This window comes from Desulfosporosinus orientis DSM 765 (genome assembly GCF_000235605.1).
Taxonomy (GTDB): domain Bacteria; phylum Bacillota; class Desulfitobacteriia; order Desulfitobacteriales; family Desulfitobacteriaceae; genus Desulfosporosinus; species Desulfosporosinus orientis.
The window spans coordinates 901257-926903 of the sequence record NC_016584.1 but is presented as its reverse complement, the minus strand read 5'-3'; the positions used below and the strand labels follow the sequence as shown (position 1 = coordinate 926903).

Below are 25647 nucleotides of genomic sequence, written 5' to 3'. Positions count from 1 at the left end.
TTAATGTTATTCTTGCTATGATTATAAACTCAAAGCCAAGGTTTTTAACTCACTGCTTACGACTTGTAAACCTTCTATCAATTGTGCGATCTCTTGATTAGCTTTCGCTTGTTCTTGAGTAACAGCACTATTACGTAATGAACTTGAAGTAACCTTTTGAATAATCGATTGAAATTCTAACAAAATACCATTGATTTCTATGGCTGCACGGTGACTTTCATCAGCCAACTTACGAACTTCGCCGGCTACAACTGAAAAACCGCGGCCCTGTTCTCCTGCTCGTGCGGCTTCTATTGCTGCATTTAAGCCAAGAAGATTTGTTTGTTTAGCAACTTTACGAATTAGCTCTAGTATATCTGCGGTTGAATGGAGTTGATTCTCCCCCTCTTGAGCCTCAGCAGCAATAGTTTGACTAATAGAAGCAACTTCTTGTGCCGAAGCAGCTGTTTGCTGTACTGCACTCACTGCTCTTTCAATAGCACGACCTAAAGCATGTACTTGATTACGGATGATATCCTTCAATTCCTCATCCCTTAACATCATTGCCACCATTCCCGCTGCTATTTTTGCAACAGGTGTGACTATATCTAAGGGGCCGGCAATTCCAAATGTACCAACTTTAAAACCGTCTACTTTTATTGCGATGTTGTATCCTTCTTTTAATTTTCCATCAGAAGCAGCAGCCTCTTCAGGTGTAACAGCTGTACTGTCGATATTTGTGGTCATGATTTGATGACTTCCTTTATGCTGTACCCCTATTCTAGTTTGAGCCGAATCGGCAATGATTATCCCTGAATCATCACAGACAATAACAGCAAAACCGCATTGTTCATGAATAAAGTTAATTATTTTATTAGCTATAAAATCACTAAGTTTAGTGACCACAAATTCATCTCCCTTTCTATTTGTACCGTCACATTATAACATATTGTCTGACGGTCGGACCATAAAAGTAGATTAAATTTCCTTTTTGTATATTTTAACATATTATTAACTGAATTGTTTGATATTTTGTTCACGAAATTCTTTACGCTGTCCCTGCAATGAATCCCCAAACGAACCGGTACTCCCCAAATTCATCTGCGCCGACGAATTTGGAACATATCCTGATGAGGTGGCAACGTCCTGCTTTCCCAGGGGCTATGCCCCAAGTATCATCGGCCCTGGAGGTCTTAACTTCCGTGTTCGGTATACGAAAAGCACGATAATGTCCGGTGGACATTATCGCCGAGCCACCCGCCACATAGGAATACTTCGTGGCGAAGGTGAGCTTTTCGCCACACTGCGTCCCCAGACGCACACTCCTGCAGTGTGGATCGAACGGGTGGAACCCCGACTCCCCAGATTCGTCAGTACTGACGAATCTAAAACTTGCCCTAGATGAGGTGGCAAAGATAACTAAAACAAGCGAAAGGCCATCTCATAAAGAGATGGCCTTTCGCTTGTTTACCTGGCGATGTCCTGCTTTCCCAGGGGCTATGCCCCAAGTATCATCGGCCCTGGAGGTCTTAACTACCGTGTTCGGTATGGGAACGGGTGGAACCCCTCCGGCATTATCACCAGATGTTTGAGATTGTCACTTTCCATTGGATCATTCCCAATGGATCGCTGTTCTCTCAAAACTGCATAGATCTTCGCTTTTGCAAGTATTATCTTTGAACCTGAACCACTCAAACCTTTTTCGCAACTCTTAGGTCAAGCCCTCGACCGATTAGTACCAGTCAGCTCCACACGTCACCGCGCTTCCACACCTGGCCTATCTACCTGATCTTCCTTCAGGGGTCTTACCGAGCTTATTGCTCGTGGGAAATCTCATCTTGAGGCCGGTTTCGCGCTTAGATGCTTTCAGCGCTTATCCGATCCGAATATAGCTACCCAGCTGTGCCTCTGGCGAAACAACTGGTACACCAGGGATTCGTCCATCCCGGTCCTCTCGTACTAGGGACAGATCCTCTCAAATTTCCTGCGCCTGCGACGGATAGGGACCGAACTGTCTCACGACGTTCTGAACCCAGCTCACGTACCGCTTTAATGGGCGAACAGCCCAACCCTTGGGACCTACTACAGCCCCAGGATGCGATGAGCCGACATCGAGGTGCCAAACCTCCCCGTCGATATGGACTCTTGGGGGAGATAAGCCTGTTATCCCCAGGGTAGCTTTTATCCGTTGAGCGATGGCCCTTCCACTCGGTACCACCGGATCACTAAGCCCGACTTTCGTCCCTGCTCGACTTGTTGGTCTCGCAGTCAAGCTCCCTTTTGCCTTTACACTCTGCGCGCGATTTCCAACCGCGCTGAGGGAACCTTTGGGCGCCTCCGTTACTCTTTAGGAGGCGACCGCCCCAGTCAAACTGCCCACCTGATACTGTCCCTAACCCCGATTCAGGGGCCCAGGTTAGAATTTCAGTACAAAAAGAGTGGTATCCCACCGTCGACTCCACCAAGGCTGGCGCCCTAGCTTCTTAGTCTCCCACCTATCCTGTACATTTTATACCAAAATCCAATGTCAAGCTGCAGTAAAGCTCCATGGGGTCTTTCTGTCCTGTCGCAGGTAACCCGCATCTTCACGGGTATTACAATTTCGCCGAGTCCCTCGTTGAGACAGTGTCCAGATCGTTACACCTTTCGTGCGGGTCAGAACTTACCTGACAAGGAATTTCGCTACCTTAGGACCGTTATAGTTACGGCCGCCGTTTACTGGGGCTTCAATTCAAAGCTTCGGGTTACCCCTAACCTCTCCTCTTAACCTTCCAGCACCGGGCAGGTGTCAGCCCCTATACATCTCCTTTCGGATTAGCAGGGACCTGTGTTTTTGTTAAACAGTCGCCTGGACCTTTTCTCTGCGGCTCTTATTGCTAAGAGCGCCCCTTCTCCCGAAGTTACGGGGCCATTTTGCCGAGTTCCTTAACGAGGGTTTTCTCGCGCGCCTTAGGTTTCTCACCCCATCTACCTGTGTCGGTTTACGGTACGGGCACCTAGTCACTCACTAGAGGCTTTTCTTGACAGCTTGGAGTTGGTTACTTCGCTACTTATGTTCGCTCCCCATCACGTCTCAGATTCTCGCAGGGCGGATTTGCCTGCCCTACATCCTACTCGCTTGGGCCAGCTCGACCAACGGCTGGCTTAACCTATCCTTCTGTGTCACCCCATTGCTCAAACATTTCTAGGTGGTACTGGAATTTCAACCAGTTGTCCATCACCTACGCCTTTCGGCCTCGGCTTAGGTCCCGACTTACCCTGGGCGGACGAGCCTTCCCCAGGAATCCTTAGATTTTCGGCGGGAAGGATTCTCACCTTCCTTTTCGCATACTCATACCGGCATTCTCACTTCTATCCACTCCACCAAACCTTCCAGTTTGACTTCTCTGCTGATAGAACGCTCCCCTACCCCTGCGCATGAAGCGCAAGCCATAGCTTCGGTGATACACTTGAGCCCCGTTACATTTTCGGCGCAGAACCACTCGACCAGTGAGCTATTACGCACTCTTTAAATGGTGGCTGCTTCTGAGCCAACATCCTGGTTGTCTGAGCAATTCCACATCCTTTCCCACTTAGTGTATACTTGGGGACCTTAGCTGATGGTCTGGGCTGTTTCCCTTTTGACTATGAATCTTATCACCCACAGTCTGACTCCCAATCTAAACATAACGGCATTCGGAGTTTGATAAGGTTCGGTAACCTGGTAAGGCCCCTAGCCTATTCAGTGCTCTACCGCCGTCATTCATCAATTGAGGCTAGCCCTAAAGCTATTTCGGGGAGAACCAGCTATCTCCGTGTTCGATTGGCATTTCACCCCTACCCACAGCTCATCCCCTGCCTTTTCAACGACAGTGAGTTCGGGCCTCCAGTGGGTTTTACCCCACCTTCACCCTGGCCATGGGTAGATCACACGGTTTCGGGTCTACAGCATGTAACTCTTCGCCCTTTTCAGACTCGCTTTCGCTTCGGCTCCGACTTCCCGTCTTAACCTCGCTACATACCGTAACTCGCCGGTTCATTCTACAAAAGGCACGCCACTACACCTTACGTGCTGTGACTGCTTGTAAGCGCACGGTTTCAGGTTCTTTTTCACTCCTCTTCCGAGGTGCTTTTCACCTTTCCCTCACGGTACTGGTTCGCTATCGGTCGCTAAGTAGTATTTAGCCTTGGGAGGTGGTCCTCCCTGCTTCCCACGGGGTTTCACGTGTCCCGCGGTACTCAGGATTCCCTCACAGAATGTTTTCCTTTCGTCTACAGGAGTGTTACCTTCTTTGCTCGACCTTTCCAGATCTGTTCGACTAGAAATCCATTCTTAAAAGAGGGTCCTACAACCCCAGCCCCCAAGGGGACTGGTTTGGGCTCTTCCCCGTTCGCTCGCCGCTACTTAGGGAATCGATGATTCTTTCTTTTCCTCCGGGTACTTAGATGTTTCAGTTCCCCGGGTTGTCTTCATTAACCTATGGATTCAGCTAATGATAACCGGACATGACTCCGGTTGGGTTGCCCCATTCGGGTATCCACGGATCAATACCTGCTTACGATTCCCCGTGGCATTTCGCTGTTAACCGCGCCCTTCTTCGACTCTTAGCGCCTAGGCATCCACCGTACGCCCTTAGTAGCTTGACCTACTCTTGCTACTTTTAGGTTTATTCGAAACGTCTGTGTTACCAGACCTTTCGTTGTGAATTCTCGACTTTACTCGCATTTGCTTTTCTCTATGCAGTTTTCAAAGAACAACAAAAATTTAAGGACTGTCAGTCAAGCAGTTTGCTTTCCCCTCAATCCTTGAGTGAATGAGGTCCCATTATTCATCCAATATCTCGAATGCCTCCTGGTCTCTCAAAACTAAACAACAGCTTCAATCCAATGAGTTGCCGATCCCTCGGCTTGAGTCCTTCGACTCTATATTGATCTTTCTTCAAATTTGGTTTTACAACCTCATTTTTCGAAAGCACCGACCAATAGGATGTTCGTTTAAAGCCGAAGCTCTAAACCGTTCTCCTTAGAAAGGAGGTGATCCAGCCGCACCTTCCGATACGGCTACCTTGTTACGACTTCACCCCAATCATCGGCCCCACCTTCGACGGCTAGCTCCCTTGCGGGTTACCCCACCGGCTTCGGGTGTTGCAGACTTTCGTGGTGTGACGGGCGGTGTGTACAAGGCCCGGGAACGTATTCACCGCAGTATGCTGACCTGCGATTACTAGCGATTCCGACTTCATGCAGGCGAGTTGCAGCCTGCAATCCGAACTGAGACCGGCTTTCTCGGATTGGCTTCACCTCGCGGCTTCGCTTCCGTCTGTACCGGCCATTGTAGCACGTGTGTAGCCCAGGACATAAGGGGCATGATGATTTGACGTCATCCCCACCTTCCTCCGGTTTGTCACCGGCAGTCTATCTAGAGTGCTCGACCTTACTCGTTAGCAACTAAATACAGGGGTTGCGCTCGTTGCGGGACTTAACCCAACATCTCACGACACGAGCTGACGACAACCATGCACCACCTGTCTCACAGCTCCCCGAAGGGCACCTCCATGTTTCCACGGAGTTCTGTGGATGTCAAGCCCTGGTAAGGTTCTTCGCGTTGCGTCGAATTAAACCACATGCTCCACCGCTTGTGCGGGCCCCCGTCAATTCCTTTGAGTTTCAACCTTGCGGCCGTACTCCCCAGGCGGAGTGCTTATTGTGTTAACTGCGGCACAGAAGGGGTCGATACCCTCTACACCTAGCACTCATCGTTTACGGCGTGGACTACCAGGGTATCTAATCCTGTTTGCTCCCCACGCTTTCGCGCCTCAGCGTCAGTTACAGTCCAGAAAGTCGCCTTCGCCACTGGTGTTCCTCCACATATCTACGCATTTCACCGCTACACGTGGAATTCCACTTTCCTCTCCTGTCCTCAAGATACCCAGTTTCCGATGCACTCTCAGGGTTGAGCCCTGATCTTTCACACCGGACTTAAGCATCCGCCTACGCGCCCTTTACGCCCAATAATTCCGGACAACGCTCGCCCCCTACGTATTACCGCGGCTGCTGGCACGTAGTTAGCCGGGGGCTTCCTCCTTGGGTACCGTCATGTCTCCTCAATATTTTCAAAAAGACCGTTCTTCCCCAATGACAGTACTTTACAATCCGAAGACCTTCATCATACACGCGGCGTTGCTCCGTCAGACTTTCGTCCATTGCGGAAGATTCCCCACTGCTGCCTCCCGTAGGAGTCTGGGCCGTGTCTCAGTCCCAGTGTGGCCGTTCACCCTCTCAGGCCGGCTACTGATCGTCGCCTTGGTAGGCCTTTACCCCACCAACTAGCTAATCAGACGCGGGTCCATCCATAATCGATAGCATGTTCAGAGGCCATCTTTCCTTAAATCCTGATGCCAGAATCTAAGATTATCCGGTATTAGCCCTCGTTTCCAAGGGTTGTCCCGGCTTTATGGGCAGGTTACCCACGCGTTACTCACCCGTCCGCCACTAAGAATTGTCTAAGCAAGCTTATTCAATTCTCCGTTCGACTTGCATGTGTTAGGCACGCCGCCAGCGTTCGTCCTGAGCCAGGATCAAACTCTCCAAAAAAAGTTATCTCAAACTTCTTTAAAGAAGATGATTGACTCATGATTTATTTCGAAACTCTTGCGAGTCTCTCTCATTGGCTGTCCTTGTTGTTTAGTTTTCAAAGACCAAAGACCATTTTGTTTTCGCCACTCATTTGCTTCGTGGCACTCAGTTATAGTACCATCTTTTGCGTTTTCTGTCAACATATAATTATTATACCGTTTTTTCCACAATATTCTTCATGCAGTTGACTTCAAAAGCGACATTTGCAATGATAGCACTTTTTTTAGCAAAGGTCAACACTAATTAAACGTAAAAAATTCAAAGTTCACTTATGTTTTTCTATAACTGCTCGAATCGTAAACCACTCTACATCATCTCCGACAATATCTTTAATGGGACGCAGCCTCTCCCCGCCTACCTGGCGAATCGCTGCTAAGATATTGTCTTCTTGTTCTTCCGGTATAAATTCATCCCAGGGAACGACCTCTCCATCCATTCCACAGCGCACCAGGTGATTCTGCACTGTAATCGGAGTTACCTTCCTGATTTTTGCTATCTCATCTAAGGAATAACCTTCTTGGTACATTCGCAAAGTCTGAAGATGACTGGCAACTTTTTCTGTTACAGGAGTATAAGATTTTTCCGAGGGTGCCTCTGCACTCTTTACTTCACCACAATAACTTGAGATGACCGCTAAAAACTCGTTCCCATATTTCTCTAACTTACGCTCTCCGACTCCGCTGATTTGAAGCAATGCCCTGTTATTCAGAGGGCAATTTTGAGCCATTTCTCTTAGAGTACTATCCGAAAAAATCATATATGGCGGCAGGTTTTCCCGCATAGCTATCTCTCTGCGCAAAGCACGTAAGCGATGGAATAAGCTGTCTTTATCAGATTCCTGACGAGAAGTCTTTGGTGATATCTTTCTGCTAACTCTTCCTTCCCCCTTCAAGACGGAAACCGCATTAGGCAAGAGTTTTACCACAGGGTATTCTCCATTGGATAACTGCAGATAACCCTCTGCTACGAAATAATTAATAAGGTCCTTAATTTCCTGAAGCGCTGTATCGTGCATAATTCCATGGGTTGAAAGCTCATCAAAACGCAGCTCTCGTATCTTCGCTTTGCGAGAGCCCTTTAACACCTCGGCAACCAAACCAATCCCAAAACGTTCCCGCATCCTATAAATACAGGAAAAGACTTTCTGAGCCTCCAGGGTAATATCCATCACTTCCCCTTCGTCGTTACAGCTGCTGCAGTTACCGCATTCCTCCGGAATATCATTTTCACCAAAGTACTCCAGGATCGTCTTTCGCAAACATCGAGGGGTATGGCAGTAATCCACCATTCCCTGAAGTTTCTTGAGTTCATTCATTTTTCGCTCGGGATGGAAAACTGTTTGTTCAATTAAATATCGCTGCAGGACGACATCTTGAGGGGAAAACAATAAAATACAATCTCCCGGCTCCCCGTCTCGCCCTGCGCGCCCCGCTTCTTGGTAATAGGCTTCCATATTCTTTGGCATAGTATAATGAATGACATAACGCACATTGGATTTGTCGATCCCCATTCCAAAGGCATTAGTGGCCACCATCACAGTTATTTTATCAAATAGGAAATCTTCTTGACTTTTTTGACGATCTGCATCAGACAAGCCCGCATGATATTTTCCAGCTTTAATACCGCTTCTTACTAAAAAATTATTGAGATTATCCACCTCTTTACGGGTTCCTGCGTATATAATCCCCGGCTGATCTTCATGATTTTTTATATATTCAAGGACAAATTCCTTTTTATTTTCCCCTCGTAACGTAGAGAATGTGAGGTTAGGACGATCAAATCCTGTCACAAAAATATTCGGTTTCGTTAACCCCAATAACCGGACAACATCCGTCTGAACTTCTTCAGTTGCCGTTGCCGTAAATGCTCCAATCAAAGGTTTTCTAGGCAAAGATTTAAGAAAAGGCCCTAAATGCAGGTAGCTGGGGCGAAAATCGTGCCCCCACTGAGAAACACAGTGTGCTTCATCAATTGCCATGAAAGAAACCTGCAGAGACTGTAATAAACCTCTAAAACTATCAGACTCTAATCGCTCAGGTGCAATATACAAAAGCTTATACTGCCCCTGTACTGCCTTTTGAACTCTGGACCTAACTTCGCTTAAAGTAAGAGAACTATTGATAAAGGTGGCAGGAACTCCATATTGCTGGAGAGCATCCACCTGATCTTTCATCAAAGAAATCAGTGGAGATATAACGAGCGTCGTCCCCTTAAACAAGAGAGCCGGAATTTGGTAAGCGAGGGATTTTCCTGCCCCAGTCGGCATAATGGCTATTGTATCTGAGCCTTGGAGTAAACTTCCTATCACTTTTTGCTGGCCATCTCGAAAATGAGTATACCCAAAATACCTTTGCAAAACCTCCAAGGCTTTTTCTATCATAATAAAGAACATCTCCTCATATAAAACTTGTTCAACTGTCCTCATTATAACAAAAAAACCTGGGGAAAGGGCTAACTTAACCTTCCATTCTCGTCATTCCAGCCTTCAGTTCCAATCAATGGAACAAACCGCACCGCTCCCAAATCTTCTTTAATCAATTTGCCGGATACCGTTTTCTTCACACGCAGCAAATGTTGTTCTCCTCTGTCTTCTCCAACCGGAATAACCAAACGACCGCCTACGGCTAATTGCTCCAGTAAAGGATCCGGAATAACAGGGCCGCCTGCGGTTACTAAAACAGCATCAAAGGGCGCCTTTTCTGCCCACCCCAGAGTACCGTCACCCACATGAACTTCAATATTATTATAGCCCAGACTATTAAGACGGTCTTCAGCCGACTTAGCTAGTTCCTGATGCCGTTCTATAGTATAAACTCTTGATGCTATTTGAGATAGTATTCCTGCAGAATATCCTGAACCCGTTCCCACTTCCAGGACTCTATCACTTGCTTTTAACTTTAAGGCCTGGGCCATAAGGGCAACCATGTAGGGCTGACTAATAGTTTGTCCCGCTTCTATCTCCAGAGCAGTATCGTAATATGCCAGTTCTTGTTTATCATTCATAACAAACCTATGCCGCGGAACCCTAACCATACTATTAATAACTGCCTCATCTGATATATCACGACTCATGAGCTGAGTATGAACCATCCACTCGCGTTCTGCACAACGTCCATTTAAATCATTGCTACGATATTCTTTGTTCAAGCCAACTCACCTTTTCCTGTTTTCTATAGTTTATCCAGGTTCGTCTTTTTAATTTTACTTTTGTTTACTTTAATATTTTCATACATAAATAAAAAATCAGCCGCGATTTAGTAACGTGTTACCAAATCGTGGCTAATAATCTGTAACGACTTATTTCATTATAGTTTACTTACTCGTTTTTTCTTTCGCAGCAACGAGTTTAACAATTTCAATTAATAATTCTGTTGTCCGATATAAATCCTCTTCCTCGATACATTCATCGGTCGTATGGGGCTTTTGCATTCCAGTCCCTAACACTGCGCAAGGAACACCATATAGGTTAAAATTATTGGCATCACTGCCCCCGCCGGTAACCCCAGTAACGACATTAAAACCTGCTGACCGGGCAGCTTGGCTTACGATATCCACAACCTGGGATTCTATATTCAAACTAAAGGGCTCATACAAACGATTCACTTCAATTTCTGCAACGGCACCCATTTCCTGGGCGCAACGCTTAAACCCTTCACACATTAAAGCGGTTTGACGTTCCAGTTTCTTTAAATTCCGGCTTCTCGCTTCACAAGCGATTCTGACCTCATCGGCGACAATATTTGTAGCTCTGCCTCCTTGAATGGTCCCAATGTTTGCCGTAGTTTCTTCATCAATCCTGCCTGTAGGCATATTGGCAATAGCCTTTGCTGCCACTACGATTGCGCTTATGCCTTCTTCCGGAGCAAAGCCGGCGTGAGCCGACTTACCTTTAATTGTTACATCCAAACGATCTTGCCCCGGAGCAGCAAGCACGATCTCACCCGGTCCGCCAACACAATCCATGACAAATCCCAAGTCGGCTTTTAACAGTGTTTTGTCTAAGTTTTTAGAGCCGTTAAGCCCCCCCTCTTCGGCAATGCTGAAAATAACCTGGATATCGCCATGGGGAATATTTTGCTCTTGAATTACTCTGATTGTTTCTAAAATAGGCACAATACCAGATTTGTCGTCTGCTCCTAAAATTGTCGGTCCAGCCGAAGTAATAATTCCATTGGTTAAGACCGGTTGAATACCCAGACAGGGACCCACCGTATCCATATGTGCTGAAAACAAAACAACTGGCGCCTTTGATAAGTTTCCTTTAAAGTAGGCATAAACATTGCCGCAATTGCCGCCAATTTTCTGCCCGGCATTATCTTCAGTGACGCTTAAACCCATACTCTTTAAACGTTCCTTAAGAATATCCGCGATTTGTCGCTCGTTCTTAGTAGGAGAGTCAATGCGAATCAATTCCCAAAACTCAGCCAACACTCTTTCCCTATTGACCATATTATGTATGCCACCTCACTTTACCTGCATCTCCATTATAGCGAGGAATTACATGGATATGCCAATGAAACACAGTTTGCCCAGCAACTGCACCTGTATTTGCGCCAATATTATAGCCATCAGGATGGAATTGCTCATCCAGCAATTTTTTTACCTTTGGCAGAAGATCTCCGACACTCGCCATTTCTTCAGGAGTTGCCTCAAAAATACTGGAAGCATGGTTTTTAGGAACAATTAAAACATGTCCTTTACTGACAGGATACTTATCAAAAAAAGCCCGGACAAGTTCGTTCTCTACTAAATTCACTGTCTCGGGCAGCCCACAAAAAACGCAATCGCTCATCTGTATCCCTCCAACATATTTGCTTTTATCCTTTCAACTCTATGTTAATAAAAACCTGTTTTCCAAGAAAAGTCAAGGGATTAAGCATAGGTTTAGGGTTATTTTTTGGCCCTTCCGTAAGCGGCCCAACCAAACAACATAGCCGTTACGATAATAAAGGCCGGGTGAATGTCAACAAAATACAGCAGCGCTATAGTAATAGCCGCAATTCCCCAAGTACTCACGGAAGGAAAGGCTTTTTTAGCCATATCATAAGCAGTTTCTGCTACTAGAATAACAACAACGGGCCGAACTGCCTTCAGCATGGCCTGAAGTTCCGGAGAGTCCGAATATCTCACTAACAGACTTCCCAACAAAATTACTATAATCGCTGTAGGAGCAATTGTTCCAAAGATAGCAACGAATGCTCCCAACCATCCTGCTACCTTATAACCGATGTAGGCAGCCATCTTAGTTGCGATAGGCCCCGGTAAGGCATTGCCAATGGCTAAGGAATCTGCAAACTCTTCGTTATCCATCCACTGATATCGATCAACCGCTTCCGCTTTAATAAGAGGGATCAGTGAAGGCCCTCCACCAAAACCTAAATTAGAAGCCCGTGTAAAAGCAATAAATACATCCCATAGTTTTCTAAACACGAAGAGCACCCCCTTTTATAAACCAAATATAAGAACGACTTAGCGAAAAACGATCAATCCAAAAACCATTGAGACAAGAATAATTATGGCAGGATGCAATTTCAGCCAATATAATGAAGCAACTGTCGCCAAGGCAATTCCCCAAGTAGTTAGGTTAGGAAAGGACCCTTTACCCATTTCAAAGGCAGTCTGAGCAATTAGGACTACAACCACCGGGCGCACACCCTTTAACATACCTTTTAAAACCGGCGAATTAGAATACTTCATTAAAAACCGCGCCAGCAAAACAACCGCAAGAGCCGTAGGCAAGACTACACCAATATTCGCCACCACAGCTCCTAACCATCCGGCTTCCTGATAACCAACGTAGGCAGCCAGCTTTGTAGCAATCGGACCAGGTAAGGTATTTCCAACTGCAAGGGCATCTGTAAATTCCGAGTTGGTCATCCAATGATATCTCTCCACGACTTCGATTTGAATTAGAGGAACCACTGCCGGTCCGCCTCCGAAACCCAAGTTACTGGCCCTTGCGAAAGCAATTAGAAGATCCCAAAGTTGACTAAACATTTTGTTTCAACTCCTTCCTGCTTGAAATATTACTCTCCCCTAACCGAGTCATATCGATTAGTTTTTTATAAGGTAAGTATATAATCTAATGTACAGCAATTCAATAGATTTGGTATACCAAATCTTTAATTTTTGTATACCAAATTATAATTGGAAACATAGTAAAACAGCGGTTTTTAAATATTCAAACTACTTAAACTATATTGTTTTCCGAAAATCTATTTCTCCCAAAAGGCCATCTCCAAATAGGCTTTGCATGAGTTTTCAGCATGCCGTTTAGCAGCAACTTCCGCTTCTAAGCTGTCATGCCTGCGCAATGCCTCAATAATTTCATTATGCTCCAACCATACCTCTTCAGGGCGGCCCGGCTTTGAATAGGCTACTTCAGTAAACTTCGTGATATACTCATGCAAAGTAAACAAGAAATTATAGACACGGGGGCTTTCAGCAGCTTTGTAAATAATTTCATGAAACTTATCATTTAATTGATTGGACTTTTTAAAGTTACCTTTCCCATGTTCATCTGAAATCTGCTTAGCTAGCAATTCCAAACGTTTAATGTCACGGGGTTTTATTTTCGGGGCAGCTAAACTGCAAATAAGCGCTTCCAAAGATGTTCTTATGGCCAATATCTCGACGATATCTGCTTTCGAAAATCCCGAAACCACAACCCCTTTGCGGGGAATATGAGTAACAAGTCTTTCCAGAATAAGCATATTAATCGCTTCCCGTACCGGCGTCCGGCTAATTCCCATCTGTTCTGCAATATTACGTTCCACAAGCCGCTGCCCGGGTTCCAGCTTTTTATCCAAAATAGCATTCCTTAAAATCGAAAATACCGTATCTCTAATTTGCCCCGTATTATCGAACTTGATTGGTGAAAAATGATATGCCACTTTCCTTCGCTCCTTCAAATTCTACTAAACTACATTTAAAGCCATTATAATTCCCGGCTAAGAAAAAAGGCAAGGAATTATGGTATACCATAAACCAAATTTATCCTCTAATCATATAATGATTTGAAAAATTATTTATAGGGAGGGACAGTCATGTTTAGTTACAGCAAGCCTTTGTTCTATCCCGTTCAGGTTGAAGCCCGGGATCCTGCCTTCGGGCAAATTTTGCTTGAACACTATGGCGGAAAGGACAGTGAATATTCTGCCGCAACTCAGTATCTAAATCATCGTTCAAATATGAACAATCGTTACCTGCGTGATCTGTTGGGAATGATCGCTGCCGAAGAAATGGGACATATGGAGATGATTGCAGTTGCGATCAATAAACTGGGAGGCCCACCCTTAAGTTATGTAAATTCCCAAGGAGTGCCCTGGAATATATCTTATGTGGATCAATCCTTAGATCCCATAGGTATGCTTCAAGCTGACGTTGAGGCTGAGGTAAGAGCACGAATCTTATACAATCATCATTATCAGATGACCAATGACCCTAGTCTTAAAAAAATGATCAGTTTTTTAGGAAATCGAGAAGACGTGCATAAATACCTTTTCCAAAAGGCACAGAAATTAATTCAAAATGGAGCTCCCCCAGAGCAATTCAACGAGCTTATTATGGAGTATAAAATGAGTTTAAAGACATCTGAGAGATTATAAGTTTACAAAGTAAGACAGAGCAGCTGCAGCATTATGCTGCGCTGCTCTGCCTTATAAAAAAGAGCTATTGCAGAATTTCCAAATCATAGGGGTCATACTCGAATTCGCCAGGCAGGATATCTAGACGAACAACAACAAAGGTTCCAACCTCATCGCAATCAACCCTCACCACAGTTCCTATGCAATGACTACACGTCTCAACACGGTCCCCGGCTTGAAACTGATGTTGAAGGCCCAGGGAACAGCCTGTTCTAAATTCCCGATGTCGTGCCGCCATAAATATCTCCCTCCTTTAATTCTTGCTGTCAGACTTAGCCTTAAACATTTGAATTTTTTCATGGAGTTCGTTAAGAGCTCCCTTTCCAAAGCGTTTAATCCTTAGTAATTGGTAGTCCGATGTTTCCAATAATTCATCCAGTGTATCTATCCCCGCAATTTTGAGGAGGTTATAGGTTCTTGAGCTTAGTCCTAAGACGGATATATCCGGGGATTTAAGCAATTTCGCACAAAGACTTTCACATTTTCTGGCATCTTCTTTGAGCTTATACGTTCTCTGACATATTGAACAAACGTATATGACAATTTTCGTTTCCAATATCATTTTGCATCCACTCCTTTTTGCTTGGCTTCAAAGTCACCTGGTTTTTTATTAACTTAAACAAAGTCTAACATTGTGCCCGCACTAAGTCTATAGTCAATATAAATGGTCACAATCAATATTATTTATCAACAAGTTTGCAAATCCCTTCCCTAAATTAAAAAGTGCCGCTGTCACCTAGCAACTCTAGATAGACAACGGCATAGATCTTAAATATTTGCAAACTTTAATTGTTTACGACGAGCATTATTTCACCCTTACTCACTTACTTCCCAGTGGAGAAACAAGGGAAAGATCAATGTCCGCTTCTCTTTTCATTTTTTGTTTGATTTGAGACTGGACTGCTACTTCAAATATAATCGGGTAAATTTTCTTTACTAATTCCGAGGGAAGCTTTAACTCTTCACCCAGATTTGTTAGACGCTGCAAAACTTCTTTCTCCCGAGTGCTGTCCTTCACACGATCTAAGCGTTTCTGATCCGCTACTTTACTTACGATTTGCATTCGAGCCGCTAATCTTTCGATAATCGTTTGATCAATTTCATCAATTTGACTGCGTAAAGTTTCGAGAGTTTCCCCCTCATTCACTCTACCACAGGCAAAGGTTCTGTTAACTGCATTAGCCACAATCCCTAACTCCCCTGCCAGTTGGGCAAATTCTTCAGGATGCAAAGACTGGGGTCCATCGCTAACTGCCTCAGCAGGATTGGGGTGCATTTCGATCAATAAGCCATCTGCTCCCGAGGCAATTGCAGCTTTGGACAAAGAGGAAATTAAATCTCTTCTGCCTGCCGCATGACTGGGATCAACAATAACCGGCAAATGAGAAAGTTCCTTAGCCACACCGACTGCACTGAGATCTAAAGTGTTTCTGGTACTGGGTTCGTAGGTGCGAATTCCCCTCTCGCATAGGATTACATTAGGATTGCCTGCTGATAAAATATACTCAGCCGCTAACAGCCATTCCTCAATAGTTGCTGATAAACCTCTTTTCAGGATAACGGGTTTCTTTATTTTGCCGGCTAATTTTAACAGTTCAAAGTTTTGCATATTCCGGGCACCGATTTGGATAATGTCAATCTCATCAATGACTACCTCAAGACTTGGGGCATCAATGACTTCAGTAACACAGAGCAACCCCTGTTCACTCGCCGCCTGCACTAAATAATTAAGCCCTTCTCTGCCTAAGCCTTGGAAACTATAGGGGGAAGTACGTGGTTTGAAAACTCCGCCGCGCAGGATTTTTCCTCCGGCTTTTCTGACTGTTTCAGCTGCTTGACTCATCTGGATGCTGGATTCCACGGCACAGGGTCCTCCAATTAAGATAACCTCCTTGCCTCCTAATGTTACTCCATTAATGTCAATAGAACTGCGTTCAGACTTCAGACCTGCCAATTTTAAATCTTTCATAATATAATTACCTCCTAAAATTTTCAATTAAAAAATCCACGGTTCATCCCTATAGGGACGAAATCCGTGGACTTCCGCGTTACCACCCATCTTGACCAATATTGGCCCGCTCATTAAAGGTACGGGTATATCCAAAACTCATGTTTGCCGAGGCGGCAAGGTACAGTAAAATAAAAAACTTCTCATCCCTTGCAGGGACGAGAAGTATATCTCGCGGTACCACCCAACTTAAGCCATAAAGCCACTCGACAAAGGTACGGGAAGAATATCCGATACCCCCTTCTTTCTAACGGTGAAGAACCGTCCTAGCCTACTTGAATTTATCATGTTCAGCCGGCAGCTCAGGAGGGAACTTCATTTACCACTACACATAGAAGAGCTTACAGTCAGGACTCTTCCTCCCTGAAAGGTAATTAATAAACTACTTTTCTCCGTCATAGCCTTTAAAGATTTAATTGTTACATATTATATGCACAAGTATTCTATTTGTCAACACGGATATTTACTTATTAGCAAATTTTTTTTAAATCCTTTATGCTCACCGTTATAAGTTTTCTCAATCTCGTTAAAGTGCCTCACTAACTCAACTCATGGATAAACAGACCGCTTCTCAGCTTCGGTTCAAACCAAGTGGACTTTGGCGGCATTAACAGGCCCGCGTCCGATACATTAAACAATTCATCGATTGATGTGGGAAACATAGCGAAAGCCAGCTTCATATCGCTGTTAGCTCGCTTTTCCAGCTCTTTGAGTCCTCTGATCCCACCAACAAAATCTATCCTCTTATCCGTTCTAATGTCTTTAATATCCAGCACCGGAGTTAATAAATGATTTTGGAGCAGAGCTACATCAAGTCCGTCTACGGGGTCGACTGAACAAATTTCCTCTTTAGCCGTTAACTTATACCATACTCCTTCCAGATACATGCCAAATGTACCCTTCTCCATAGGTTTATAGGGTTCTTCCCCAATTTCTTCAACTATGAAGCTCTTGGCTGTTTTCTGTAAAAATTCTTCTTTACTTTGGCCATTCAAATCTTTGACTACCCGATTATAATCTAAAATCATCAATTGGTCATGAGGAAAAAGGACCGAAAGAAAAAAATTAAACTCTTCTTCACCGGTATAACTTGGATGTTCGGATCTTCGTTTCAATCCGACCTTAACCGCTGAAGCTGTCCGATGGTGCCCATCGGCAATATAGACACTCTCCACCTTCTTAAATTCATGATATATGGTATTGATAGTATTTGGCTCATCAATCTTCCAGACTTGATGCCGGACTCCGTCAGGGGCTGTAAAATCATATAATGGGGTGTTGTTTTTCGTCGCCTTGACTGCCTCATTAATCGCCTTTTGAGATCGATAAGCTAAAAAAATCGGTCCGGTTTGAGCATCACAAATATCCACATGATTTATCCGGTCAATCTCTTTGTCCTCTCTTGTTTTCTCATGCTTTTTGATAACATCCTGCAAATAATCATCAATTGCTGCACATCCTACTAGACCGGTCTGAGAGCGGCCATTCATCGTTAGCTCATAAATATAGTAACAGCTCTGCCCTTCCTTAATAAAGACTCCCTTATTGATCATAGTTCTCAGGCTATTTCTGGCCTTTTCATAGACTTTTTGATCATAGGGATTTACGTCCATAGGAAATTGAGTTTCCGCCCGGTCAATACTCAAAAAAGATAAAGGCTCCTTTTCTACTTCTTCTAATGCTTCTTGCCGGTTATAGACATCATAGGGAAGCGCCGCCACTCTATGGGCTACATCCCCCCTGGGTCTTACCGCATCAAAAGGTTTTATAACAGCCAATGCTCTTCCTCACTTCTGTGTTAGTTTTAGCGCCTCTCCATGCGTCTACTTAATAATTCTAACTTTTAAGACTCCGTCAATTTCCCGGATCTTCTGGGCTAGTTCAGGGGTTGAAGGGGATTCAATGTCCAATATGGTATAGGCAAACTGTCCTTTGCTTTTATTGATCATGTCCGGTATATTGATATTTTCCTTGGCGACGGTGGCGGTAAACTGGCTGATCATGTTGGGAATATTTCTATGGTTGATGGCTATTCTTCCTGCATGGGTGCAAACTCCCATGTCACAATTGGGATAGTTGACAGAGTTTCTAATATTGCCGTTTTCCAGATATTCCATCAACTCCCTGACAGCCATGATAGCACAGTTGTCTTCCGATTCGCTTGTAGAAGCGCCCAGGTGAGGAATTGTAATGACTCCTTCAACACCGCAGACTTTGGGATTGGGGAAGTCAGTGACGTAGCGTCCGACTTTTCCTGACTTAAGAGCTGCAATCATGTCATCGTCGATGACCAGGGCATCCCGGGAAAAGTTAAGAATCTTAACCCCATCTTTCATAAGCGCAAATGTTTCCTTATTAAACATGGCTTTGGTGGTATCGGTTAGGGGGACGTGAACCGTAATATAATCACACTCCCGGTAAATCTCTTCTAGTGACTTGGCGTGTTTGACAAATTTAGAAAGATTCCAGGCAGCATCCACCGAAATATAGGGATCAAAGCCATAGACCTCCATACCCAGCTTAATCAAAGCATTGGCAACTAAAACTCCAACAGCACCCAGTCCGATAACTCCCAGTTTCTTGCCCTTAATTTCTGTTCCGGCAAATTTAGATTTATTCTTCTCCACTAATTTGGCAACTTCCGGATCTTGTTTACAGGAATCTACCCAGTTAACCCCTCCAAAGATATCCCGGGAAGCAATAATAAGCGAAGCAATGACAATTTCTTTAACCCCATTGGCATTAGCACCAGGGGTATTAAATACGACAATTCCTTTTTCGGCGCATTTATCCAAAGGAATATTGTTAACACCCGCTCCGGCCCTGGCAATAGCCTCCAAGGCAGGGGGCAGCTCCAGATCGTGAACACTGGAACTTCTGACCAGCACCGCATCAGCCTCATTAAATTGATCCGCCATTTCATAATGATCTGTAAACAGGTCCAGACCCACAGGGGAAATTTTATTCAAGCAATTAATTTTGTACATTATTTTAAACATCCCTTCATTACATTATTTTAGCATCAATAAACTTTGTTGTACCCGCCAAAACCTCCTGAGCACTTGCCGACCTGGCCGGCGGCCCGGAACTGACCGAAACTGCCTATAACTATAGGTTCTCAGCCTCAAACTTCTTCATGAATTCAACTAAGTCCTTAACTCCCTGGATTGGCATGGCGTTGTAAATACTGGCCCTCATGCCGCCTACCGTTCTGTGACCCTTGAGATTTTCGAACCCTGCTGCTTTAGCCTCTTTAATAAATTTGGCATCCAATTCATCCGACCCGGTGACAAAAGGAACGTTCATTAAGGAACGGTCTTTTTTGACAACAGTTCCGCGAAATAGCTTGCTGGTGTCCAGATAATCATATAAGATAGCGGCTTTTTCCTGATTAATCTTCTGCATGGCTTCAAGACCACCCAATTTCTGAACCCACTTGAATACTTTGCCGCAGATATAGATGCCGTAGGCCGGAGGAGTATTGTAAAGAGATTTATTATCGGCATGAATCTTATATTTGAGCATTGTCGGCGTGCCGGGCAAAACATCCTCCGTTATCAAATCCTCACGGATAATGACTACGACCACCCCGGCAGGACCGATATTTTTTTGAACTCCTGCAAAAATCAGGCCGTATTTTGTGACATCAACAGGCTCAGATAATATATCCGAAGACATATCCGCCACCAGGATTTTATCCCCCGTTGCCGGCAATTCATTGTACTTCGTCCCATAAATGGTGTTGTTATGGCAGATATAAACATAATCTGCATCCTCGGAAATTTTGAGATTCTGCAAATCCGGAATATAAGAAAACGTCTTGTCCTCAGAAGAAGTCAGCACATTGACTTTGCCAAACAATTTCCCTTCCGCAATAGCCTTCTTGGACCATTGTCCCGTGTTAATGTAGTCAGCCACTCGATTTTTCATCAAGTTCATGGGAATCATGGCAAACTGCTGGGACGCCCCGCCTTGGAGAAATAAGACTTTGTAATTATCAGGAATTTTCAGCAAATCTCGTAGTGTTTTCTCAGCATCGGTGATGATTTCTTCAAAAGCCTTGGAACGATGACTCATCTCCATCACCGACATCCCAGTCCCATTATATTCCAGCATTTCTGATGCTGCTTCTTTCAGAACCTCTTCCGGTAAAATAGCCGGTCCTGCGGAAAAATTATAGATTCTTGACATTGAATAAATCCTCCTTTTTCTTTGTACTGTATTAACGCTTTAAGCTAATGCAGAATTTTTGTTATAAAAATACCTTTATATTACTATTCTTATAGCATATTCCTCCTTTTTTAAAATGTAATTAAATTGTAAATTTATGGTCTTCGAGATAAAACAAAACCCACCCCAGTATTGGGGCGGGTATTCCGCGGTGCCACCCAAGTTCCAACCGATAACGGGCACATGAAAACTGACGCTTAAAAACAATTAAACCTCTCATCCCTATCAGGGACGAGAGGTTATTCCCGCGTTGCCACCCATGTTGCCTACCGGCCAACTTATGTCCGCGCTATCGGGCGGAACCCGTCACAACTCATCATCGGCCACTCCGGGACGGAATCCTTCAGTTCTGCAGACTGACTTGCACCAACCGCCAGCTCTCTTGACTCCAAGAACAGGGAATTTCCCTTCATCGTGTTCAGCTCATTGAATTATCTAGATTTTAATTGATTGTGATCCCGGTGTCAAGTAAAATTTTTATGATTTTCCATTTTTACTTTAACCTTGCCAGCGTTTGCCATGGGCATAGTCTAGGCCCAATTGATCCAGGATCTTCATAATGTGATGGTTAATTATGTCTTCCAGGGTCTGGGGATGATTATAAAATGCGGGCATAGGCGGGAGAATCCTCACGCCAATCCTCGCTAACTTGAGCATATTTTCCAGGTGAATGGGGCTTAAAGGCGTCTCTCTGGGGCTTAAAATCAGCCTTCTTCCTTCTTTTAGCATCACCCCCGCGGTTCTGGCAATCAAATTGTCGTCAAAACCATGAGCGACAGAACTCAGGGTTTTCATACTGCAAGGCACAATCACCATACCTTGAGTAATAAAGGAACCGCTGGAGGTTTTCGCCCCTAAATTCCTGTTGTCATAGACCACCGTTGCCAGGGATTCTATGTCATCTAAAGAATAACTGGTCTCAATTTTTAAATTTTCCTTAGCCCATTCACTCATGATCAGATGAGTATTGACTTCAGGGATCTCCTTTAAAGCCTTTAATAAGTGGACGGCATAAATAGTTCCTGTTGCGCCTGAAACCCCAATGACTATATCCATGCTCCCATTCCTCACAGTCTAATCTTAAGTACTCGTTCTACACTTAAACTTGTTATATTCCCGCTGCAGCTTGCGGACTCCTGCTAAAGCAGACTTTTTGTAGAATTATAGATGCAGAGCGATCTAAAGTCAAAGGGATACCCGGCATGCGCCGGGTATCCCTTTTTATTTATACTTCTTAATAATTTCTTCGGCAACCAGAGCTTGGGACAGCCTCGTATCCATCGCTCTTTTCTGAATAAGACGAAAGGCCTGCGGTTCGCTCATATTCAGCTTTTCAACAAGAATCCACTTGGCTTGTTCAAGTACCTTGCGTTCATCCATACGTTTCTTCAAACTGTCTCGTTCACTAATTAATTGAGCCATGGAATTCCGCACTGATAAAGCAAAACGAGTAGTCTGGAGCAGTGTCAGGCGATTGATTGGTTTAGGCAGAATCAAAGCACCTACTTTTTCAAGACTGCATTGCATATCCAGCAGATGTTCCGGTCTGGCGATGACCACGATTCCCGCGTTTGTTTTTTCATGGGTATCGAAGACCAGATCCGTTCCATGTTCATCAGGCAGCGGAGTGCTAATGATGACTAGATCCAATGAAGTATTCACAAAATTTCTGCGCGCTTCATTGGCTGAATGAGCGCAGTTTACAGGATAAAATCCCTCTTTAATCAGCATAGCCTGTATACTGCTTGCCATTTCAGCTTTTCCGCAAACGACTAATACACTCCCTGCGCTCACAACGATCACCCCTTTGAGCAGGGAAAAATGTCCATTAATATGGTTTCAAATATTTTTCAAGCTCCCAGGCATGAATTGTGCTGTCGTAGGCCTCCCATTCCAAGGTCTTAGCCTTTAAATACTTATTAAAGGTATGATCCCCCAGGGTAGCCCTAATCAAAGGATCTTTTTTCATTTCTTCCAGGGCAAAGAGAAGGTTTGAGGGCAGCCGGTCCAGCTGCAGCTTTTCCTCCTGTTCAGCCGTTAACTCATAAATATTGACATTGACAGGTTCCATTAAAGACAAGCGCTTGTTCAAGCCATCCATTCCCGCTTCTAATAACAAAGCCAGAGTCAAATAAGGATTACAGGATGGGTCCGGACTTCTAAGCTCAATCCGCGTTCCCTCTCCCCGGGGTGCCGGAACCCGCAGCAAAGGGCTGCGGTTCATATGGGACCAGGCAATATGCACCGGGGCTTCATAGCCGGACTTTAAGCGTTTATAAGAATTGACCAAGGGATTAGCAAAGGCTGTTATTCCCTTAATATGAGTCAATAAACCTGCTGTAAAGAACTTTGCTGTTTCGGAAAGATCCACCTTGTTGTCTGCACTGAAAAGATTGTGCCCATCTTTTGACAAGGACATATTGATATGCATCCCCGAACCATTAACATGGGGCAGGGGTTTGGGCATAAAGGTTGCATGCAGGCCATTGCGCTGGGCAATAATCTTAACAACCATTTTAAAGGTAACAATGTTATCGGCGGCAGTTAAAGCATCTGCATATCTGAAATCAATTTCATGCTGTCCGGCAGCGGATTCATGGTGTGAGGTTTCTATCTCATAGCCCATTTCCTCCAAAACGAAACAAATTTCCCGGCGGGTGTTTTCCCCCAAATCAATAGGGGCTAAGTCACAATAACCGGCTGTATCGTGAGTTTTGGTTGTCGGCATGCCATTGTCGTCATTAAAAAACATGAAAAACTCGCATTCCGGACCGACGTCAAAGGTATAACCCAAATCCTGAGCTTTCTTTAAAGTCCGTTTCAGAATATAGCGGGAGTCCCCCTCGAACTGAGAACCGTCAGGATTCTTGACATCACAGATAATTCTGGCGACCTTACCTTGCTGCGGCCTCCAGGGCATAATCGAAAAGGTTGTGGGATCGGGAAAGAGGAACATATCCGAGGCTTCAATCCCCGTAAAGCCCGGAACAGCCGAGCCATCAAACATGACTCCGTTTTCGAAAGCACTGGCTAACTGTTTTCCGGTGATTGCAATATTCTTCGCGCTTCCATAGATATCCGTGAACTGCAGGCGAATAAACCGCACATCATTTTCATTCACAAATTTAAGACACTCTTCTTTTGAAAAATGCAAGGTGGTACTCTCCTTTCCAAAGTAACTAGAACAAATCTTTAAATTAGTCTTATTATATCAAGGAAACCTAATTTATAGCCACAGAACTATAGCCAGCATTCGATTTGTTCAAAACCTATTACTTAGTCCTTAAAACAGGATAATAAAAAGCACTCAAAACAACCGCACTTATTCAAGTAATCGATTAATCTGAGCGCCTTTGCTCTATTATTCATAGGTTTATAGATTTAAATTAACATAGACACAGTCTTACATTCAACTACTTCAGATTAAGTATACAATATATAATCTATTCCAACTCCTGCAGTGAGGAGGTTAACTCTGATTGCAAAGATTCATAGATACCACTAAAGGCAACTGGGAGAGGAGTCTGCCCGCTGTTTTCCAAAGATACCCAGCGACTTATCTCTGAATACTCATCTTTTGAATTTGAACTATAGTCCCCTTCTGTTTCCCGCAGTGGGAAAGGACTCCTTGGTTCAGGCAAATCAATGATCACCCAAATAATTTTCCAGCGGCGATGACTAAAAGTATACCAGATTGGCCCGTGTAAAATCACGCCTCGCCGGAATTGCTCTTCCGCCAAAAGATCAAAACCTCTGTCAGCAAGTGCCTTTTGAAAATGAACCATGTACTCATCCCGGGAAATATCCGGCAATCCATCATTAGGGCTTTGCCCGTCTGAATCCTCGATTTCTGAACCGGGAAATTCCCATAGCCCGGCTAATAATCCCTTGGCCGGCCGTTTCTGCACATAGATTTTATTCCCTTTTCGCAAAACAAAGGTCAGCCGGGTTATGTCTTTACGCCGTGTCTTGGGTTTTTTCAGCGGGTAAAGCAAAGCCTCCCCTCCTAAGAATCCTCTGCAAACATCTGCCAGGGGGCAGCATCCACAAGCTGACTTGGCCGCAGTACATACCATTGCCCCAAGTTCCATTAAAGCTTGATTAAAGTCTCCCGGGTTCTCTACGGACTGCCATGCCAGCAAACGCTCTTTAAAGCGGCGAAGGCTTCGGACCGTCTCTACCGGCTCATTCCAGGCTAAAAGACGTGACAATACACGCTTAACATTGCCATCAATTGCCGGAATTCTTTGCCCAAAGGCAATGCTGGCAATAGCACCGGCTGTATAATCTCCAATCCCCGGAATCCGGAGCAGCCCATCATAATCTCCGGGCATCTGTCCATTAAGGTGCTGCAGGATATAGTTGGCACCCTCCCACAAACGGCGGGCCCGCGAGTAGTATCCTAACCCGCTCCAAACCATCAATACATCTTCAAGGTCAGCAGCTGCCAATTCATTTACACTGGGAAAGCGCTGAAGAAATCGTTCATAATAAGGAATAACCGTTTTCACTTGGGTTTGCTGCAGCATCACTTCGGATACCCATATGGCATAGGGATTGCCTGTTTTCCGCCAGGGCAGATCTCTATGGCTCGCATTATACCAATTAAGCAAACGTGTACAAAGGTTCTGGTCCTGAAGCATATCCATGTGGTCATGGTCAATAAAAGCCTTCATTTTATGTCTTCTCCTATGGTGTTAACGTCAATTATTTATTAATAAGAATTAAGCCAATCAGGCAAAATACAACTCCAAAGATCTGGTTAAGGGCAAATCCCTCTTTATAAAAGAGTATACCCACCGGAATAAGCATTACTGCAAGGATAATATTAGAGACCAGAGAACCGACGCTGATGTTCCATCCCACTCTGTATGCCAGTAAATTTCCCATTTCCAGTCCGACGATGGCCACACCTAAGGCGAAACTTGTCCAATTTAATTCACTAAAGGACTGAAAAAAACCTTTATCTGTTTTATAAAAAGGAAAAGCAACCAGAGTCAACAATGCTGCTGTTAGATAAGTGATTAATAACGCAGAAAAAGGGTTCGCCGTTTGCGGGGTAGACTTTTGGCAGACATGATAGACGATATTTGAAGTAACCACCAAAACAATAGGTAAGAAATAAGTAATCATGAATTCAACCTCATTAATCTTTATATTTATGGATAA

Annotated in this window: 21 protein-coding genes, 3 rRNA genes and 1 other annotated feature; of the genes, 1 reads left to right on the top strand and 23 read right to left on the bottom strand. The window is 44.4% G+C overall.

Going from position 1 to position 25647, the window contains the following annotated elements; all coding sequences use genetic code 11:
* Nucleotides 1-21: 21 nt before the first annotated feature.
* From DESOR_RS30520 to DESOR_RS04370, 12 genes are all read right to left on the bottom strand, one after another.
* A complete protein-coding gene (locus tag DESOR_RS30520) occupies nucleotides 22-885 on the bottom strand; it encodes a sugar diacid recognition domain-containing protein (RefSeq protein WP_014183405.1) in 864 nt (287 codons plus the stop codon).
* A gap of 142 nt (nucleotides 886-1027) precedes the next feature.
* Nucleotides 1028-1222 carry a hypothetical protein gene (locus tag DESOR_RS27265; RefSeq protein WP_158309007.1) on the bottom strand — a complete coding sequence of 65 codons (195 nt, stop codon included), beginning with the start codon at nucleotides 1220-1222 and terminating at the stop codon, nucleotides 1028-1030.
* A gap of 226 nt (nucleotides 1223-1448) precedes the next feature.
* A 5S ribosomal RNA gene (gene rrf, locus DESOR_RS04420) occupies nucleotides 1449-1564 on the bottom strand.
* A gap of 127 nt (nucleotides 1565-1691) precedes the next feature.
* A 23S ribosomal RNA gene (locus tag DESOR_RS04415) occupies nucleotides 1692-4605 on the bottom strand.
* 380 nt (nucleotides 4606-4985) lie between these two features.
* Nucleotides 4986-6552: ribosomal RNA gene (locus DESOR_RS04410) — 16S ribosomal RNA — on the bottom strand.
* Together the 16S, 23S and 5S rRNA genes form the textbook arrangement of a ribosomal RNA operon.
* A gap of 307 nt (nucleotides 6553-6859) precedes the next feature.
* Nucleotides 6860-8974: a DNA helicase RecQ gene (recQ, locus tag DESOR_RS04400; protein ID WP_014183404.1), complete on the bottom strand. Its 2115-nt coding sequence runs from the start codon at nucleotides 8972-8974 to the stop codon at nucleotides 6860-6862.
* A gap of 71 nt (nucleotides 8975-9045) precedes the next feature.
* Complete coding sequence (locus tag DESOR_RS04395) at nucleotides 9046-9741, bottom strand: protein-L-isoaspartate(D-aspartate) O-methyltransferase (protein ID WP_014183403.1); 696 nt, start codon at nucleotides 9739-9741, stop codon at nucleotides 9046-9048.
* 165 nt (nucleotides 9742-9906) lie between these two features.
* A complete protein-coding gene (locus DESOR_RS04390) occupies nucleotides 9907-11043 on the bottom strand; it encodes a M20/M25/M40 family metallo-hydrolase (protein WP_014183402.1) in 1137 nt (378 codons plus the stop codon).
* A 1-nt stretch (nucleotide 11044) separates the two neighbouring features.
* Nucleotides 11045-11386: an HIT family protein gene (locus DESOR_RS04385; protein ID WP_014183401.1), complete on the bottom strand. Its 342-nt coding sequence runs from the start codon at nucleotides 11384-11386 to the stop codon at nucleotides 11045-11047.
* A gap of 98 nt (nucleotides 11387-11484) precedes the next feature.
* Entirely contained in the window at nucleotides 11485-12024 is a 540-nt protein-coding gene (locus tag DESOR_RS04380; protein WP_014183400.1) for a chromate transporter, read from the bottom strand.
* A gap of 39 nt (nucleotides 12025-12063) precedes the next feature.
* Nucleotides 12064-12591, bottom strand: coding sequence for a chromate transporter (locus tag DESOR_RS04375; RefSeq protein WP_014183399.1), 528 nt, complete (start codon nucleotides 12589-12591; stop codon nucleotides 12064-12066).
* A gap of 218 nt (nucleotides 12592-12809) precedes the next feature.
* Complete coding sequence (locus DESOR_RS04370; protein WP_014183398.1) at nucleotides 12810-13487, bottom strand: GntR family transcriptional regulator; 678 nt, start codon at nucleotides 13485-13487, stop codon at nucleotides 12810-12812.
* Between the two features lie 153 nt (nucleotides 13488-13640).
* Here DESOR_RS04370 and DESOR_RS04365 point away from each other — a divergent pair, with 153 nt between their 5' ends.
* Entirely contained in the window at nucleotides 13641-14201 is a 561-nt protein-coding gene (locus DESOR_RS04365) for a manganese catalase family protein (protein WP_014183396.1), read from the top strand.
* Between the two features lie 64 nt (nucleotides 14202-14265).
* Here DESOR_RS04365 and DESOR_RS04360 read toward each other — a convergent pair whose 3' ends face one another.
* The 11 genes from DESOR_RS04360 to DESOR_RS04310 form a co-directional block, all read right to left on the bottom strand.
* On the bottom strand, nucleotides 14266-14478 hold the full coding sequence (locus tag DESOR_RS04360; protein WP_014183395.1) for a hypothetical protein: 213 nt from the start codon (nucleotides 14476-14478) through the stop codon (nucleotides 14266-14268).
* A gap of 15 nt (nucleotides 14479-14493) precedes the next feature.
* Complete coding sequence (locus DESOR_RS04355; RefSeq protein WP_042330796.1) at nucleotides 14494-14802, bottom strand: DNA-directed RNA polymerase subunit alpha C-terminal domain-containing protein; 309 nt, start codon at nucleotides 14800-14802, stop codon at nucleotides 14494-14496.
* A gap of 258 nt (nucleotides 14803-15060) precedes the next feature.
* Nucleotides 15061-16209 carry a bifunctional 3-deoxy-7-phosphoheptulonate synthase/chorismate mutase gene (locus DESOR_RS04350; protein WP_014183394.1) on the bottom strand — a complete coding sequence of 383 codons (1149 nt, stop codon included), beginning with the start codon at nucleotides 16207-16209 and terminating at the stop codon, nucleotides 15061-15063.
* 190 nt (nucleotides 16210-16399) lie between these two features.
* Nucleotides 16400-16656 (bottom strand) — a binding site (T-box leader).
* A 131-nt stretch (nucleotides 16657-16787) separates the two neighbouring features.
* Complete coding sequence (locus DESOR_RS04345; protein ID WP_014183393.1) at nucleotides 16788-18026, bottom strand: DUF1015 domain-containing protein; 1239 nt, start codon at nucleotides 18024-18026, stop codon at nucleotides 16788-16790.
* 45 nt (nucleotides 18027-18071) lie between these two features.
* A complete protein-coding gene (locus DESOR_RS04340; RefSeq protein ID WP_014183392.1) occupies nucleotides 18072-19235 on the bottom strand; it encodes a phosphoglycerate dehydrogenase in 1164 nt (387 codons plus the stop codon).
* 121 nt (nucleotides 19236-19356) lie between these two features.
* A complete protein-coding gene (gene serC / locus DESOR_RS04335) occupies nucleotides 19357-20439 on the bottom strand; it encodes a 3-phosphoserine/phosphohydroxythreonine transaminase (protein ID WP_014183391.1) in 1083 nt (360 codons plus the stop codon).
* A 537-nt stretch (nucleotides 20440-20976) separates the two neighbouring features.
* Nucleotides 20977-21534 carry a UbiX family flavin prenyltransferase gene (locus DESOR_RS04330; RefSeq protein ID WP_014183390.1) on the bottom strand — a complete coding sequence of 186 codons (558 nt, stop codon included), beginning with the start codon at nucleotides 21532-21534 and terminating at the stop codon, nucleotides 20977-20979.
* 165 nt (nucleotides 21535-21699) lie between these two features.
* Nucleotides 21700-22272 carry an ANTAR domain-containing response regulator gene (locus DESOR_RS04325; RefSeq protein ID WP_014183389.1) on the bottom strand — a complete coding sequence of 191 codons (573 nt, stop codon included), beginning with the start codon at nucleotides 22270-22272 and terminating at the stop codon, nucleotides 21700-21702.
* Between the two features lie 34 nt (nucleotides 22273-22306).
* On the bottom strand, nucleotides 22307-23632 hold the full coding sequence (gene glnA / locus DESOR_RS04320) for a type I glutamate--ammonia ligase (protein ID WP_014183388.1): 1326 nt from the start codon (nucleotides 23630-23632) through the stop codon (nucleotides 22307-22309).
* Nucleotides 23633-23921: 289 nt separating this feature from the next.
* Nucleotides 23922-25154: an A/G-specific adenine glycosylase gene (gene mutY / locus DESOR_RS04315; RefSeq protein ID WP_014183387.1), complete on the bottom strand. Its 1233-nt coding sequence runs from the start codon at nucleotides 25152-25154 to the stop codon at nucleotides 23922-23924.
* Nucleotides 25155-25185: 31 nt separating this feature from the next.
* Nucleotides 25186-25611, bottom strand: coding sequence for an EamA family transporter (locus DESOR_RS04310; RefSeq protein ID WP_014183386.1), 426 nt, complete (start codon nucleotides 25609-25611; stop codon nucleotides 25186-25188).
* Nucleotides 25612-25647 lie beyond the last annotated feature (36 nt).